Source organism: Maribacter stanieri (assembly GCF_900112245.1).
Classification (GTDB): Bacteria; Bacteroidota; Bacteroidia; order Flavobacteriales; family Flavobacteriaceae; genus Maribacter; species Maribacter stanieri.
On record NZ_FOYX01000001.1, the window covers coordinates 1,352,627 to 1,367,248 of the forward strand.

The 14,622-nt window shown below is 30.8% G+C and carries 12 protein-coding genes; 7 read left to right on the plus strand and 5 right to left on the minus strand.

Features of this window, described 5'->3' with window-relative positions; genetic code table 11:
* Positions 1 to 35: 35 nt before the first annotated feature.
* From BM296_RS05830 to BM296_RS05840, 3 genes are all read right to left on the minus strand, one after another.
* Complete coding sequence (locus tag BM296_RS05830) at positions 36 to 2,330, minus strand: GumC family protein (protein ID WP_091902064.1); 2,295 nt, start codon at positions 2,328 to 2,330, stop codon at positions 36 to 38.
* A gap of 117 nt (positions 2,331 to 2,447) precedes the next feature.
* Positions 2,448 to 3,794, minus strand: coding sequence for an undecaprenyl-phosphate glucose phosphotransferase (locus BM296_RS05835; protein WP_091902065.1), 1,347 nt, complete (start codon positions 3,792 to 3,794; stop codon positions 2,448 to 2,450).
* Positions 3,795 to 4,335: 541 nt separating this feature from the next.
* Positions 4,336 to 4,815, minus strand: coding sequence for a UpxY family transcription antiterminator (locus BM296_RS05840; protein WP_091902067.1), 480 nt, complete (start codon positions 4,813 to 4,815; stop codon positions 4,336 to 4,338).
* Between the two features lie 242 nt (positions 4,816 to 5,057).
* Here BM296_RS05840 and BM296_RS05845 point away from each other — a divergent pair, with 242 nt between their 5' ends.
* The 4 genes from BM296_RS05845 (at position 5,058) to BM296_RS05860 (ending at position 10,591) form a co-directional block, all read left to right on the plus strand.
* Positions 5,058 to 5,324, plus strand: coding sequence for a hypothetical protein (locus BM296_RS05845; protein WP_091902069.1), 267 nt, complete (start codon positions 5,058 to 5,060; stop codon positions 5,322 to 5,324).
* Positions 5,325 to 6,344: 1,020 nt separating this feature from the next.
* A complete protein-coding gene (locus BM296_RS05850; RefSeq protein WP_177214922.1) occupies positions 6,345 to 8,195 on the plus strand; it encodes an IPT/TIG domain-containing protein in 1,851 nt (616 codons plus the stop codon).
* 1 nt (position 8,196) lies between these two features.
* Complete coding sequence (locus BM296_RS05855; protein WP_218157865.1) at positions 8,197 to 10,260, plus strand: IPT/TIG domain-containing protein; 2,064 nt, start codon at positions 8,197 to 8,199, stop codon at positions 10,258 to 10,260.
* Between the two features lie 109 nt (positions 10,261 to 10,369).
* On the plus strand, positions 10,370 to 10,591 hold the full coding sequence (locus BM296_RS05860; RefSeq protein ID WP_091902075.1) for a hypothetical protein: 222 nt from the start codon (positions 10,370 to 10,372) through the stop codon (positions 10,589 to 10,591).
* A gap of 26 nt (positions 10,592 to 10,617) precedes the next feature.
* On the opposite strand, the gene BM296_RS19695 is transcribed toward BM296_RS05860, so the two are convergent.
* The gene (locus BM296_RS19695; protein WP_091902077.1) at positions 10,618 to 11,028 is read right to left on the minus strand and encodes an integrase core domain-containing protein; all 411 of its coding nucleotides are present in this window, start codon (positions 11,026 to 11,028) and stop codon (positions 10,618 to 10,620) included.
* Between BM296_RS19695 and BM296_RS05870 the strand changes: the two genes are divergently transcribed.
* The 3 genes from BM296_RS05870 to BM296_RS05880 all read left to right on the plus strand — a co-directional run bounded on the left by BM296_RS05870 (position 10,988) and on the right by BM296_RS05880 (position 12,473).
* On the plus strand, positions 10,988 to 11,284 hold the full coding sequence (locus BM296_RS05870) for a helix-turn-helix domain-containing protein (protein ID WP_245786969.1): 297 nt from the start codon (positions 10,988 to 10,990) through the stop codon (positions 11,282 to 11,284). The two genes, BM296_RS19695 and BM296_RS05870, sit on opposite strands and share 41 nt — an antisense overlap.
* On the plus strand, positions 11,278 to 11,496 hold the full coding sequence (locus BM296_RS05875; protein WP_091902081.1) for a hypothetical protein: 219 nt from the start codon (positions 11,278 to 11,280) through the stop codon (positions 11,494 to 11,496). The genes BM296_RS05870 and BM296_RS05875 overlap by 7 nt, the downstream gene beginning before the upstream one ends.
* Before the next feature lie 131 nt (positions 11,497 to 11,627).
* A complete protein-coding gene (locus BM296_RS05880) occupies positions 11,628 to 12,473 on the plus strand; it encodes a rolling circle replication-associated protein (RefSeq protein WP_091902083.1) in 846 nt (281 codons plus the stop codon).
* Between the two features lie 493 nt (positions 12,474 to 12,966).
* On the opposite strand, the gene BM296_RS05890 is transcribed toward BM296_RS05880, so the two are convergent.
* Entirely contained in the window at positions 12,967 to 14,496 is a 1,530-nt protein-coding gene (locus BM296_RS05890; RefSeq protein WP_091902086.1) for a hypothetical protein, read from the minus strand.
* Positions 14,497 to 14,622 lie beyond the last annotated feature (126 nt).

Consider the following 14,622-nt stretch of genomic DNA (forward strand, 5'->3'; position numbering starts at 1 on the left):
TACTAAGATTACAATTAAGGTCTGTTTGTTATTTGCTAGTTATAAGTTTCTTTAGGATCAGTTTCGTTTAATAAAATCATACAATTGTTAAGCTTACTGTTTTTGTAAATATTGTCTACTATACCAATATGCTCTTTTTTAGTAAAGTCTTTTCTAACTACATAAATGGTGCTATCAACAAAAGGATTTAATGCATAAGCATCAGATACTAAACCAATTGGTGCTGTATCTATAATAATTCTGTCAAATTCGCTTTTCAATTCATTAATTAAAATTCCGACACGTTCATGTAATAATGTAGTGCTAATTTGCCCTATTACCATACCAGATCCCATTAACTTTAAATTCTTTATTTCATTGTAATTTTGAAATAATGAATCTTTGTCTATTCCTTTTTTAATGATGAAATCGGTCACACCTATCTTTTCATCCAAATTAAAGCAACTCATTAAAGTAGGTTTTCTTAGATCTAAAGAAAGTAAAGCTACTTTTTCTCCTATAGAAGCTAGAGACAAGGCTAAATTAGAGGCGATAAAAGTTTTTCCTTCACCTTTAACAGAAGAGGTTATCAGAATAGTCTGGTTTTGTTGATCATGTTTTAGATATTCTAAATTAAAGCGTAGTAGTCTAAACAATTCTAAGGTATGAGATTGTTCTTCACGTTCTTCTTGTTTAGCAACGATTAATTTGGAACCTGAATGTTTTGATATTTCACCAACTACGGGAGTTTCTGTTAGATTGTTAATTTCTTCAATAGAAGTTATTTGAGTATTAAATGCATTCTTGAAATATATTGCTGAAATAGGTAGAAAAAGACCTAATAACAAGCCTGCTAAATAAGTCAGTTTTTTATTAGGACTAATTGGGTAGATACCCGCTTTTGGTCGATTAACAACTCTTGTAGAAGAAGCTGGCACAGCTAATGATAATACTTCTTCTTCTCTTTTTTGTAGTAGATAAAGATAAAGACCTTCTTTAGTGCTTTTGTCTCTACTAATAGTTAATAATTGTTTTTCCATACCAGGTACTCGTGCTAATTGAGCGTCATATCTATTTGCATTATCTTGTAGATTACGTTGAGCCAAAGAAAGCCCATTTTTAGAACTTTGCACATTTCGTAATATCGATTGACGAAGATTCGAAAGATTGGCATCAAGCTTTACAATCATTGGGTTAGAGGTAACTGCTGATTGAGATAGATTTTGACGTTCTACTAGAGTAGAATTATAAGTGCTTATTTGATCTGTAAGTGTTCTGTCATTAATTGAAAACCCACCCCCTATTGAATTTTCAATGGTACTGTTTAATAATGTTTGTTCAATTTGACTTAAAATATTTATTTGGCTTTGATAGTCGGAGGCCTTTTCTTTATAGTCATTAGCTTGTTTTATATAGCTGTCAGCATTGCTAGCAACATCGGTAACAACATTTTTAGTTTTAAAGTCAACAACAGATTTTTCTACATTTTCAATTTCGCCAGATAATAATTTAAGTCGATTGTCAATAATTTTGATAGTATTTTCAGCTAATTCATTCTCGTATTTTATAGTTCTTTTTATGTAAGTGTCAATCAACTTAGAAAGAATGTCTTCGCCTTTAGTTTTATGAGACGAAACAAATGTCATTCTAAGGAGACTGCCAGTGTCATTATCAGGATATACACTTAGGTTATTTAAGTATTCACCTACTAATTTTTCTTTATCAGCTAAGACAAAGATCATTGGGTCAAATTCCGTAATATTTCTTACTTCAGGTTTTTTTAAAACTGTAATTGTACCGTATTTTGTTTTTATGGTTTCACCGAAAGCATGTGTGCTGGTAATTTTTTCTTTCTCAAATTCTGTTTTCAATTCGTATGAAGTCTCATCAATAAAAATTAAATCAATGAAGAGGTCATAGGGTACTATATCAGTGTTTTCATCAACTAAGATTTGAACAGGTACATCTTCACCATAAATTTCTACATCCTTTATGCTCCCTTTATGATAAAATTTAATGTTGAAAAAATTATCTGTGATTACTTCCTCCATGATACCAGAAGATGTGATAATGCCAATTTCATCTTCTAAACTTTGTGAAGTTTTAATTAAGCCAAAATCTCGAAAACCTTCAATATCTCCAGTATTTTTTCCAGCACTGCTGTTTTTTAGGAAAATGGTACTGTTAATTTCATATTGGTTTACTGCTTTATATCTTAAGTATAGAAAAACAAGTGCTAAACAAATGATAATTGAAATTGTAATAAGCAGCCAGTGTTTGAAATAGGACTTAAAAACTTGACCTAAATTTTTATTCTCAGAAGTTTTTAAATCAAAATTGATATCATTCATCTTTATGGATATGTCTTTTTAATGCAAACTTAGAATTTGCCTTGGTATAATGCACAAACAAGTTCTTATGCATTTGTTATTTTGTTGATAATAAATGTAGTGAAGTTTTGAGCAATTTTAATACGCATTCTTATCAGCAACAAAGATATTGGTAACGGTGCGTATAATTATTTGAATATCTAATAGTATAGACCATTTTTCCATATAAAATATGTCATAACGAACCCTATTTATAATATCAGATTTATGTATAATTTCACCTCTATATCCTTTAACTTGTGCTAATCCGGTAATACCAGGTTTTAAAAAATGACGTACCAGATATTTTTCTACGGAAGTTTCATATTGCCTGGTATGTAATTCCATATGTGGTCTTGGGCCTACAATACTCATATCACCCTTTAATACATTAAAGAATTGTGGTAATTCATCAATACTAGTCTTTCGTAATATTCTACCTAGTTTGGTAATACGCATGTCATTTTTGGTAGCCATTTTCGTGTCGCTATCCTTATTTTTAGCCATAGATCTAAACTTATAGCACCAAAAGGTATTCTTGTTAACACCATGTCTTTTTTGTTTAAAAAACAGCGGTCCCTTTGAATCTAGTTTCATTAAAATGAATACGACTGGAATTAACCAAGATAGCACAAAAAGTATAGCAAAAGAAGAAAATATTATGTCAAAAATTCGCTTGAGAAGGTTTGAGTATTCTAAGTCTAAAGGTGAGGCCCTTAAATTTAATACGGGTACAGAATCGTACAACTCTATTGACATGGCTCTAGAAAACAACTCTTTATTATCGGGTATTATTTTTATTTTTTTTAGGCTGTTATCTGCAATATTCATAAGATGCTTAATCTCATCTTTACTTAAGCGAGAGGCTAAACAATATACTTCTTCAACATTATTCTTGAATATGTAGTCATAACTGTTTTCAATAGTACCTAAGTATGTAGGACTATTGGATTCAGAATTATCAAAATAGCCCATATATCTGTAGCCATATTTAGGGATATCAAAAATGCGTCGAATTTTTTTGAGGTTCTTATCTCTGCCTATAACCACCGTTCTTGTATGAACATATTCTTTGGTTCTGACAAGATTTCTGGACCAGTAGAAAATTATTCTAAATAACATTAGTAATGAGCAGATTACAAGATAAACCAAGAACAGGTATTGCCAAGAATATGAGTAGGGTTTCAAAAATGCAAAGGATGTAAAATAGACTAAACCAAATAGTAAATAAAGTTTAAAGAAATTTTTAAGGCTTTGACCAAAACTTTCTCTTCTTGCAGTAGGATAAAAATCTAAACTATAGGTAATCAAAAACCATGATATATTTAAAAAAATAATACTGAAAGTGTTTAAATAGGTTGCAGGCGTTAAAGCATATAAAGTTATATTAACAATCAAAATATGTGCTAAAAACGATAGTGGAATAACAAAAAATGACTTTTTCAATTTGCTAAGGATAAAGTTTGATTAAGGACGGTAATCTTGCGACTATAATAGGCTTTAAAATATAAATATGGAATTTATTCTATTGGCTACTTTATGAAAAAGGGATATGGATTCTTTATTAAGAAAATATCTGAATTTTTAAAATAGGATATAGCGCTCCGCATCGTAAGCCCCATTTTCTAGAACCTACCTTAGGTGTGCATTTTAAAAACGAAGTATACCTAATACTTCATTAAACTTTTACGGGGGAGTAAATTGCAGGAACAAACTTAAGTAGCATAAAGTTACATTCCAAAAAATATCGATAACGAAATAGGGATTTATGAAAAAGAAATTTTAAATCTCTATTTACGTGTACTTTGGTATAAATTGATAATTAATATTGTCATTTTCTAAGTGTAATTTTTAAATTGATTAGGATGAGATAAAGATTGATATGCTGTGATGCATTTAGTTCTCAACAAAGGATAAAAAGTAAAATATTTTGAAATAATATGAATGGTTTTAAAAAGGTGTCATAACTATACGTGGAGATGAAAACTTATGCCAAATCTCTAATTTTCATATTAAGAACAATACCCATACCTTCAAGAACCAGTCTTACGCGTTTTTTACCTACTTCTATGACTTCGGCTTTTTGGTCTTTTAACGCCCCATATTTAATGGCAACTTTGTCTCCTGATTCTAATTTGCATAGACTGTAGTTTTCTACCGTATCATTAGATAACCACTTTTTTAGTGTCTCCATCTCTATATCTCGCACAACGGCAGGTTTGCCAAGCCAGTACAAGTATCGTACAACACCGGGTACTTCAAATACTTTCTTTCGATCTAATTCTGCGATTTGTACAAATACATAGGATTTGAATAAGGGAGCTTCAATAGTTTTTTTTCGGTCACTCCATTGTTTAACCTCCTTAACCATCGGGCAGTAGACTTCAATTTTATGACTCAATAGTCTTTCTGCTACCTTTTTTTCATTCTTAGGTTTTACATAAAGTACATACCAGTTTTTCAACATAAATATAGATAAGGGATTCTCTAATATGGTAACTATTTTTTTGCTGTTGTAGTATTTTAGAAGCTCTAAAATAAGAATTTTGCATTCATACAGGTATTGTTAAAGGTTAATGAGTTAATTATAGTTTTTTAAAGTTAGTACAGAATATTTAAGCATAAATACAATATGTAAGAAAAAGATTACTTTAAAATATACTATTTTAGTATTGGTGTCGTTTTATACTAAACCCCAAATCAATACTTATGACATTTTTAAGCCTATTCAAATCTGTGGTCTTTAAAGAAAATACTGTAACACTATCTGAAACTGAAGTTTCTAACGAGTTAAATCTATTGTTGAACGATTTAACTATCGACAGTCAAAAAGATGAAGAATTTTCTAGTGCTCGTATAAGTGACGAATCTGTATTTGAGGTTTCTGATCGAGAAAGACAAATTGAAGAAAACCAAATTCTATATGCTCAAATAATGAATGAGAGAATGCTAAGAACCAAGAGGAAATTGATTTAAATCTTTTAAGTTACTCATCCAATATTACTTTAAGCAAAGCTAAAATTATTTATATACGCAAAAAGCTCTCAATTTCTTGAGGGCTTTTTTAGTTTTGGATCTCGGTAGAGTCATGACATGTAGGAACTCGAACCCTCGACCCTCTCGGCTGAGCTGAGATATGTATTCTAAGCTATTTTATAAGGATAGGTTTTTGCTTGAAAAGCCACAGTAAATATTGTTTATGTTGTTTTTTAACATATTCTCTTTTATAAGCGCTTCTTTATTAGGATCTAATTCTTCTGCATAAACCAGTTTCCACGGTCTTTTGTTTTTGGTATAAGTGGTTTAGCCTTTATTATGTTGTTCTAATCTCAATATGTAGTTTGTAGAATATCCTTTGTAGTAGACATCATGCGAAATAGAATAAATAATGTAAACGTAGTGGTTGGTCATAAAACAGTTTATAAACGAAAAAAGCTCTCAATTTCTTGAGGGCTTTTAGCGGTCTGGACGGGACAAATACCAATTAAAATTGGATTTGGACATTGCATAAAATACTGTGAAGATGATAATTAGGAATAAGATAATAGCAAAAGCTATCTGGGTGTCTTTAAGGTAGTACCATGTATTGATTCGCTTCTTGAATTTACCAAAAGCGTCGAGCCAATCTATTATTTTATCTATTAAGTTCAACCTTAAAGAAGTTATAGCTTGAACTAAAATTAATGAAAAGAAAATTGGGCTTTTAGAATTGTTGTACCTGTTAAAAAAATAAGCCTCACAATTGCTTAAAAGACTTATCATTTATTTGGTGATCTAGAATGGAATTGGTTTATTTTTTCAAGAACTAATATTAAAGACCTACAAATATTAGATTTTCATTATAGTTTTAACTTCACAATACGAAACTTTTATTACCCTACAATTTTATCGGGAAACCATTTTGCTTTAAAAGCTTATTCTGGGTTTTTAACGATTAATCTTGCAAACGTTCAAACTAAATATGATTTTTGAATTGTTTAAATGAAAATTATTGCCATGAAATTTCAGCTAATTGTTCTCTTAATACTTACTTTTTTATCCTGTAGTGAGCCTGAAGAAATTATTTCAGAGCCAGACAACCCAATAATCGCCGAAGAACCTAAAGAACAGGAACTAACTGAGAGTCAAAACGACTCTTTAACCATAAACTCTGTTTTTCCACAACTTGCAGATTTAGGAGATACTTTAAATTTAAAGGGTAAAAACTTTAGCAGAGATGTGCGCTTAACTTTAGGCTATAAACAATTGAAAATTCTTTTCAACAATGACAGTATAATTCAATTTGAACTACCCTATTTTGGCTTTGAGCCAGATAGCCTAAATATCAAAATAGACAATCGTGATACGATAATCGATTATAAAAACGCCTTTCAACTATATCTTCCGGAAATTGATTCAATACCGAGTAACTTTGGACTTAAGGACACCGTAGTAGTTTATGGAAAACACCTAACCAATCAACCAGAGGCAAGAGACGGAATTATTGAACTTAACAATAATAGAATTAGTGTGTTAGATCATAACAAAGATTCTATTCGGTTTATTCTACCGTACAACGTAAACAAACATGAGAATAACTTGCTACTTAAAGCTCAATTGCGAGAATTATCAAAAGAGAAAGCTGTTATCATACAAGATCCAGTTATTTCAGGAGTTTCTAAGGATAGTCTGTTGATTGGAGAAAGTATAACTATTTACGGTTCTAATTTTTTTGAATTCAAAGATTATTTACATGAAGTATATATTGGTGAAAAACGAGCAGAAATCGAACAAGTTTATGGGGATTCTATAATTGTAAAAGTTCCATTGGGACCTTATGAAGATCGAGATATTGATGTTGTAACAGTTAAAGTCGTCGATAAAGAGGTGACCCAAGATTTAGGCCTATATTTAAAGAACATCTGGTATTTATACGGATACAAGAGAAACGGTGAAATCTCTAGAACTGCAGGTCTTGCGCAAATCTCTAACGAAAGTTTCTACCACGATAATGCATATTACTTTAGTGTTTATGACTATGATGATAAGGTTGTGAATTCTACACCAAATAACTACCGTCTTTATAAATATACACCTGAAAATAACACTTGGGAGAAACAAATTGATATTCCTCTTTCCGTTGCCGGGAGACCCGAGCAAATCCAAATATTTCCGAAAGCTAATGGAGAGCTGTATTTATATGTCAATAGAGAGTTTGATAATTTTTACAAATATAATTTTTTAAATGGAGAGTTATTGAAACTTGAAGATTTCGATTATGACTCATATTTAGGAGATGTTATAGGATTTTATCAAAATGATAGTTTTTATTTTGGTGGTGGGTATGCAAATAAATTTTCTGGTACTTCAGTTTTTAAAAATAGAAAATTTTGGAAGTATTCAGAAGTGATGGACTCTTGGACGAATATTTCTGAAATACCTGATGTGCCAGGACAATATCAATATTCATCTTATTCGAATTATTTTGAAAATAATGGTAAGATTTATATCTGTAATGGAGATAAGGCTTATGAAACCTGGGAGTTTACGCCTGATGAAACCTGGGTACGGAAGGCTGATTTAAACAATCCAATTAGTCAAACAGTGTTTACACAGATTGGGGATAAAGGTTTCTTCTACCATTATTTGGATAGATTGTTTTATGAGTATGATATAACAAATGATATATGGTCAAGGAGGGAGGCGCTTAAAGTGGAAGGGTATAATCTGTATAGAGAAACCATGTTTGTCCATGATGGATACGTTTATCTTGTTGGGTCACAAAATAGTTATACTCCGGATTATACTGATTTTTTCAATTATGATCATATTATTTTACGAACTGAAATTTCAAACTTTACCAATTAAAGTGAAACAATATTTCATCCTTTTTATTTGCTCATTTCTTCTTTTTTCATGTACTGATGACGATTCTAATGAAGAAGTAGTTCAGACAGAACCCGACCAAGAAATAAGCGAGCCCCTAAAAGTTCTGAATTTTGAATTGGAATTAGAAGTCTTTGATGAGGGAGGTATACTACTAGAGGCTTCTGCAGACGAATTGGATGCCACCAAAATTACTGAATATGGCTTTTTAATCTCCCAATTTGAAAATCTTACTTTTGAAAATTCTCGAATAATCGAATCTGATGGGTTGGATACCAATATGTTCACTCAAAACGTTGAAAACGATTTAGATTTTAATAAAGAATACTATGCTGTTGCATACATTAAACAAGCCGAAAAGTATGCTTATACAAAAGCAGAATCTTTTGTTTCAACAGGCAGTAAAACTCCAGAAATAAGAGCTATTTCGCAAGCACATATCGGTGATACTTTAGAAATCAGAGGGGTAAACTTTTCGGCTCTTTCTAATAGAATAAAGGTTTTATTTGATGAAGAACAGAGTGTGGTACTGGAATCATCAGACACCATAATTAAGTGCATAGTTCCCGAAACCTTGAAAATATTTGACCCAAATGTTTCAGTGGAACTCTTTAATAAGTCTACTAATTTTGATAATTTCTCATTGTATAGGCCAGCTATCGAGAGTATTTCAAATACCTTAGTCTCAATAGGTGACACATTAACTGTTTATGGTAAACACTTTGATTTCCAAAACCAAAGAAACTCGGTTATAATAGAAGAAAGGCAAGCAGAAATTTTATTCTCTTCGAGAGATTCAATAACATTTGTATTACCGCAGCCTTTATCTTTTTCCAATAATTCTTTCATCCTTAATTCACAATTGCAAAATGTTGCTTCTGAAATATCATTTACTATCAAATCTCCCATCATAAATGAAACTCCTTTAAGTTTTCGTTCTTTTGAAACCATTGAGATTATGGGTGACGAGTTTAGTCCAAATATTGAAGATAATATTGTTTTATTCGATGGTCATGAGGCCAGAATATTAGAAGCTACTAAAACAAAACTCATGGTTAGAGTGCCAATTGGTCCTTATGATGATAAAAACCCTATCCTTCAAATTAAAGTTATGGACCAAGTCTATCAATTTGAAGAGGACCTAGAGTTCATTGACACTTGGTTATTGTATAAAGAACTTCCTGATAGTTATTTTTCACACTTTATTGATAATAATAATACTGCATACGTTTTTACTGAAGATGATACGAACTCAAGATTTCTTGTCAAGACTATGGATTCAGATTTAAATTTGTTGTCTTCTTTTAATATAAACTACCCTAGAACAAGTATGCGAGACGAACCATACTCCATTTTATTTAATAAAGACTCAAATCGAGTGTTTTTCTATTTTGGCGAAGAAGAAGAGCATAATTTTTATGAATTATTAATGGATACTAAAATGTTGGTTGAAAGAGCTAATTATCCGGATACACTTAGAACAGGGCCTGCTATATTTACTATAGATGGTTTAATTTATATGGGACTTGGTAATTATTATGGTTCTAATCCTTATGGTGATTACGAGGCTTTTTCTCATTTTTGGACTTATAATGATCAGACGGATATATGGATTCGAGTTGCAGATTTTCCTGGTAACTTAAATCGACGAGATAGTTCAGTCTTTGTTATAAATAATAAAGGTTATGTTGGTAACGGGGCTACTTCAACCGGTCATTATGATTTTTGGAAATTTTCTCCCGTAGCTAATGAATGGATTCGAATTGATAACTTCCCAGATATAAGAAAAAATTCAGCCTCATTTGAGTATAATGGTAACGGCTATGTGATTTTTGGTGGATGGTTAAGTTCTTTAGATGATGTCTTTAAATACGTACCTAACATAGATGACTGGTTAGAACTAGAAGATATTAATGAGTTTTATTTTCAAGATTACGGTAGAGCACCTGAAAAATCGACCGCTCTAAAATTTTCAAATGCTATTTATTTAATTGTAAATAAATATCCTAAAGATTTATGCTTTAAAGTTGATTTAGGTAAGCTTTAGATAAGCTGATAATTAAGGAACATAGAAAAGTTTATTATGTCGGTTTACTGGTTATTTTGGGAGTATTTTTTTTAACATTCTAGTAAGATTGTTTATCAAATCTTATCGAATGAAAATTATAAAATATTTGTTGTTTTGGTCTATCATAATCCATTCATGTAAATCGGACGATTCCGTCAATATAATGGATGACGTTGTAAGCTCGGGCCAAGACCGAAGTACTGAAAACGAGGAGGATGAAACAAATAATGAAAACCAAGATACTGTTAATGACCCTATTTTGAATAGGTCTCCCAAAGCATTTAATCTAATTTCAATTGTCACGTCCTAAAATACGGCTACAGATTAATATTAGCTTTAAGCGGCATATTGATGCACGTAATTAGGTGTTTTATAATCTAAAGATAAATGCAATCTTTTAGAGTTGTATAGTTTGATTGCATTTTTGGCTGCTTTTTTAGCATGTACCACGCTGGTAAAGGTTTGGTCTAGATAAAATTCATCTTTTAGAATACCGTTTACCCTTTCGGCTAGGGCGTTTTCATAGCAATGTTTTTCTTCAGTCATACTGATTTTAATTTTCTTTCTTTTCAATACTTTAGTATACACATTACTGCAATATTGAATACCCCTGTCGGAGTGATGAATAAGCCGGTCAATGTTCTTGGCATTGTAAATGGCTTTATTAAGAGCACTTACACACCCTTTTTGTTCTAGGTTATCACTTATGACAAAAGTTATGCTAAGTACATTAGAGCTTTCTGACATTAAAAAAGTAGTTGAAGAAGCTTTAGAAAACAAACTGAAAAATTTAAACCAACCTGAAAAGGAAAGTTTAAAACTCCTATCAAGAAAAGATACTGCTGAACTTCTCTGTATCTCTTTGCCGACACTTCACGACTGGACGAAAACTGGAATTGTCAAAGCACATCGCATTGGTAATAGAATTCTGTACAAACTTGATGAAGTTACCCAAGCCCTAAAATCTATACAAACTTCAAACGGAAGGGGGCTGTCATGTTAAAACAGAAAAATGATTACTCCGTTATTGTGTTTTTTGAAGAAGGAACAAAGCCTAAAAAATGGCAATATGTTCATAAGCTTAATGGCTTTTCAATGTTCTTAAAAAAGAAGCATCCTACTTGGAAGTACATGAACGTTTATAATCGTCGTGCGGGAACTTACATGCGAAGATTTCACCGAGATAGTTTCGTTCCGCCATTCATCACAGAATAACAGTCTTTTTTTTAACCTTTAAAATCTTTGCGTTTCTTTTTTTTAACCTTTAAAAATCACCTTTTAATGGTTTTAATAAATGTACAACGATTCAGATTCCAGAGATTAAAAACAACCTTTAAAATTTTAAAATGATAGTCAAAAATTCATACGGCATTAGCGTTGCCTTTTCAACACGCATGTATGGGGTTATTCCCAAGGATGAATTTTCAGGTTCTTCTTTACAGCGTAAGAAAAAAGAGAAAGAACCCGAAGAGGAAAAGCCAAAATCAAAAAGTACCAATAAGAAGTCAAATACTCCAAAACCTAGAACACTTTCCAGACGTTCAAAGCAAAAAATAAGAAAGAAGATTACTTGTTTTGCTCGTTGTTATAAGCGTTTAAGTTTCGTCACCCTTACCTTTTTGAACAAGGTAGATGATGAGAAGGCAATTATTATTCTTCGCAAATTCTTAGATAATGCCAAAAAGCGAAATAACGATTTTCAATATGTGTGGGTTGCTGAAAGGCAAACCAAGAATGACCAGTTTAAGGGGAACGTCCATTTTCATATTATCACCAATAAATATTGGAAAATTCAAAAGTGGTGGAACTATTGGATTGATTTACAAATTAAAAACGGTGTCAAACCTAGAAATGAAAAATTTCGACCTTCTAGTGCCTTTGATGTAAAGCAATTGAATTCTAGTAATATTAAATCTATTGCTTCTTATGTTACAAAGTATGTGACCAAGAACAATGCAAAATTTAAGTGTCAGGTATGGAATTGCTCTAAACGTATTTCAAGGCTGTATACTGATTTTTATACTACAGTTGAGTATGTAGAACAGTTTGAAAGATTAAATGCCATAAGAGGTACTTTCAAGGTCAAAGACACAATGGAACGTACTTTTTTAGAGGTAAAAAGTATAGACTTAAACAGGAGGACATTACCACTTTATAAAAGATTAGACGATAAGAATAAAGCAGTAAAATAGAAATTATGATAAATCCAAATTATAAATACGACCATCAAATTAACGACGCGATATTATTAACACTTGATAAATCAAGTATTTACCAAAACATTAAACTGCCAGAATCACGCTGTGGTGATGTAACGGAATTTCTCCACAATCAATATGATATTGTGACTTATGATTTCAACAATTATTCTATGTATATAATAACTACATATGCCGGAATGCCCTGTTGTCAAATGTTAGTACTTAATAATAAAATCTATTTGGAAGAGTATAGAGATAATCTATACAAATACTTGAAAAGACCAATCGCAAATCTGCTAATTGATTATATAAGTGATTAATTAATAAAAGAGCCTGTAATTTTTTATAGGCTCTTTTATTATGTCTGAATGTTTTTTATGAAATTGCGAATTTGTATAAATTGAATCTTTTATTTAATATTATTTCTTCTTTATAATTAATCTCGATTTATATTTTTGAACAATTTTTAAATCCGTTGATATTTTTAAAAAGGAGTGTTTTTTATAGATTTAATTTCGTCAATATCTACTCCAAAATGGTACTTAAAAGTTTCTCTTATAATAGGTGCGTTTTCATCATTTCTTTTATTAAAGAGCCACTTATAATCAAGTTTGAAATCCCCATCTTCTGAAATCCATTTTAAGATAAGTTCGTATAATATTGTGTGTTGATAGAAATTGTTAAATGTTTTGTATAACGTTTCTTTATCAACATTTTTTTGAATTACTGGTTTAATTTCACCGTCCTCTGAATCAATAAATAATGCTTTATGTTTTTCAAATAACTGAATAACCTCATTGGATTTGGCATTGGGAATATGATGTCCAATCCAGCAGAAATAATGTGGGTTTTCATATTTGTCTTCTTGAAATCTTAAATATTTTGAAAAAAATAACCTAAACGGCATGTTTACATTTTCATATAAGTAATTCGATTCTTCCTCAAGCAATTTAATAATGGATTCGTTTTCTTTCCAGTTGAGAACATCTTTAATAGAAGAATAACTGCATTTACACCCAATTTTTTTATTCAGTAATTTGCTAAGGTCAATGTATGTTTGCTTAGATAAATCAGTGCACTTGGTTAAGTAATAATCTTTATTTTTATTTATTGCTTTAGCAATCCCTATAAATCGTATGCCTGGGTCATTTTTATTTATAAAATTTTTATAGTCATATATGTCTAAAGGGAAACCATTGTTTGGATTAATGGAAATATCACACACAAGTAGAAAAAGACCAATAAGTGGGTCTTCCAAAAAAAATGGTCTCTCCTCTTCTAAAATCTTCAAAAATATATCAAACGCTTCGATATAGATTCCATACAACATCCCATTTTCTATAAAATCTTTGAAAATGATTTTATTTTCTTTAAAGACATTTTTAAGGTACAATATTTGGTTAAAAATAGCTTGACCTTCATAAATTGCTTTTATTCCTAATGAGGAAATTGCATAATCTGATTCGGTATGAAAACCGTTAACTTTTTCTTGTTTTAGTTTCTCGAAATTTGGAATCCAGTCGTTCATTTTTGGTAGAAAATCAAAATCTTGATCCAAAGTTTGTGAGTATATAAAGATTGAATTAGTCCAAAGTATCATGTAGGAATGACCAACATTGAGGAAGAATCTTTTGTCTTTAATAATTTGATGAATATTTTTATTATCTAGGCTGAACAATTTCGCATATTCTAAATCATAAAAATTGTTAGTTAGAATGTTAAGTTCTGGGATGTCAGATTTGCCATTTTTTTTATAATATTCCTCATCATATTTAAGTAGTGACTTGTATTTTATTTCTTTTTCTACTAATTTTTTTAAATGACCAAACGAACTAATAGCGTTAGCTGGGTATGAAGTGCTTAAAAGAAAACCGAAATTAGAACCAATGTGTTGCCACCAATGGATATTCTCGTGTAGATATGTCGAAAAGGCTTGTAACTTCTCTGGAGTTATTTCTACTTTTGAATTGAGTTGAGATCTAATGTCATCTCTTAGTCTAATAACAAATTGCATAGTATTGTAACACCCTTTAAACGAGGAATTGTAATTCAAAGTTTCTTGCTCTTTCGTGGTAAGTAGATTACTGTTGAATTTCATTTAATTTGAATGAATTTTAGATTAGGACTTTCGATGCTAAAT

Excerpts from the sequence above, each read along its gene's own strand:
- BM296_RS05840 (WP_091902067.1), bottom strand. The coding sequence starts at position 4,815 with ATGTTGAAAAACTGGTATGTACTTTATGTAAAACCTAAGAATGAAAAA.
- BM296_RS05860 (WP_091902075.1), top strand. The coding sequence starts at position 10,370 with ATGAAAATTATAAAATATTTGTTGTTTTGGTCTATCATAATCCATTCA.
- BM296_RS05880 (WP_091902083.1), top strand. The coding sequence starts at position 11,628 with ATGATAGTCAAAAATTCATACGGCATTAGCGTTGCCTTTTCAACACGC.
- BM296_RS05845 (WP_091902069.1), top strand. The coding sequence starts at position 5,058 with ATGACATTTTTAAGCCTATTCAAATCTGTGGTCTTTAAAGAAAATACT.
- BM296_RS05850 (WP_177214922.1), top strand. The coding sequence starts at position 6,345 with ATGAAATTTCAGCTAATTGTTCTCTTAATACTTACTTTTTTATCCTGT.
- BM296_RS05870 (WP_245786969.1), top strand. The coding sequence starts at position 10,988 with ATGACAAAAGTTATGCTAAGTACATTAGAGCTTTCTGACATTAAAAAA.
- BM296_RS19695 (WP_091902077.1), bottom strand. The coding sequence starts at position 11,028 with ATGTCAGAAAGCTCTAATGTACTTAGCATAACTTTTGTCATAAGTGAT.
- BM296_RS05875 (WP_091902081.1), top strand. The coding sequence starts at position 11,278 with ATGTTAAAACAGAAAAATGATTACTCCGTTATTGTGTTTTTTGAAGAA.
- BM296_RS05890 (WP_091902086.1), bottom strand. The coding sequence starts at position 14,496 with ATGCAATTTGTTATTAGACTAAGAGATGACATTAGATCTCAACTCAAT.
- BM296_RS05830 (WP_091902064.1), bottom strand. The coding sequence starts at position 2,330 with ATGAATGATATCAATTTTGATTTAAAAACTTCTGAGAATAAAAATTTA.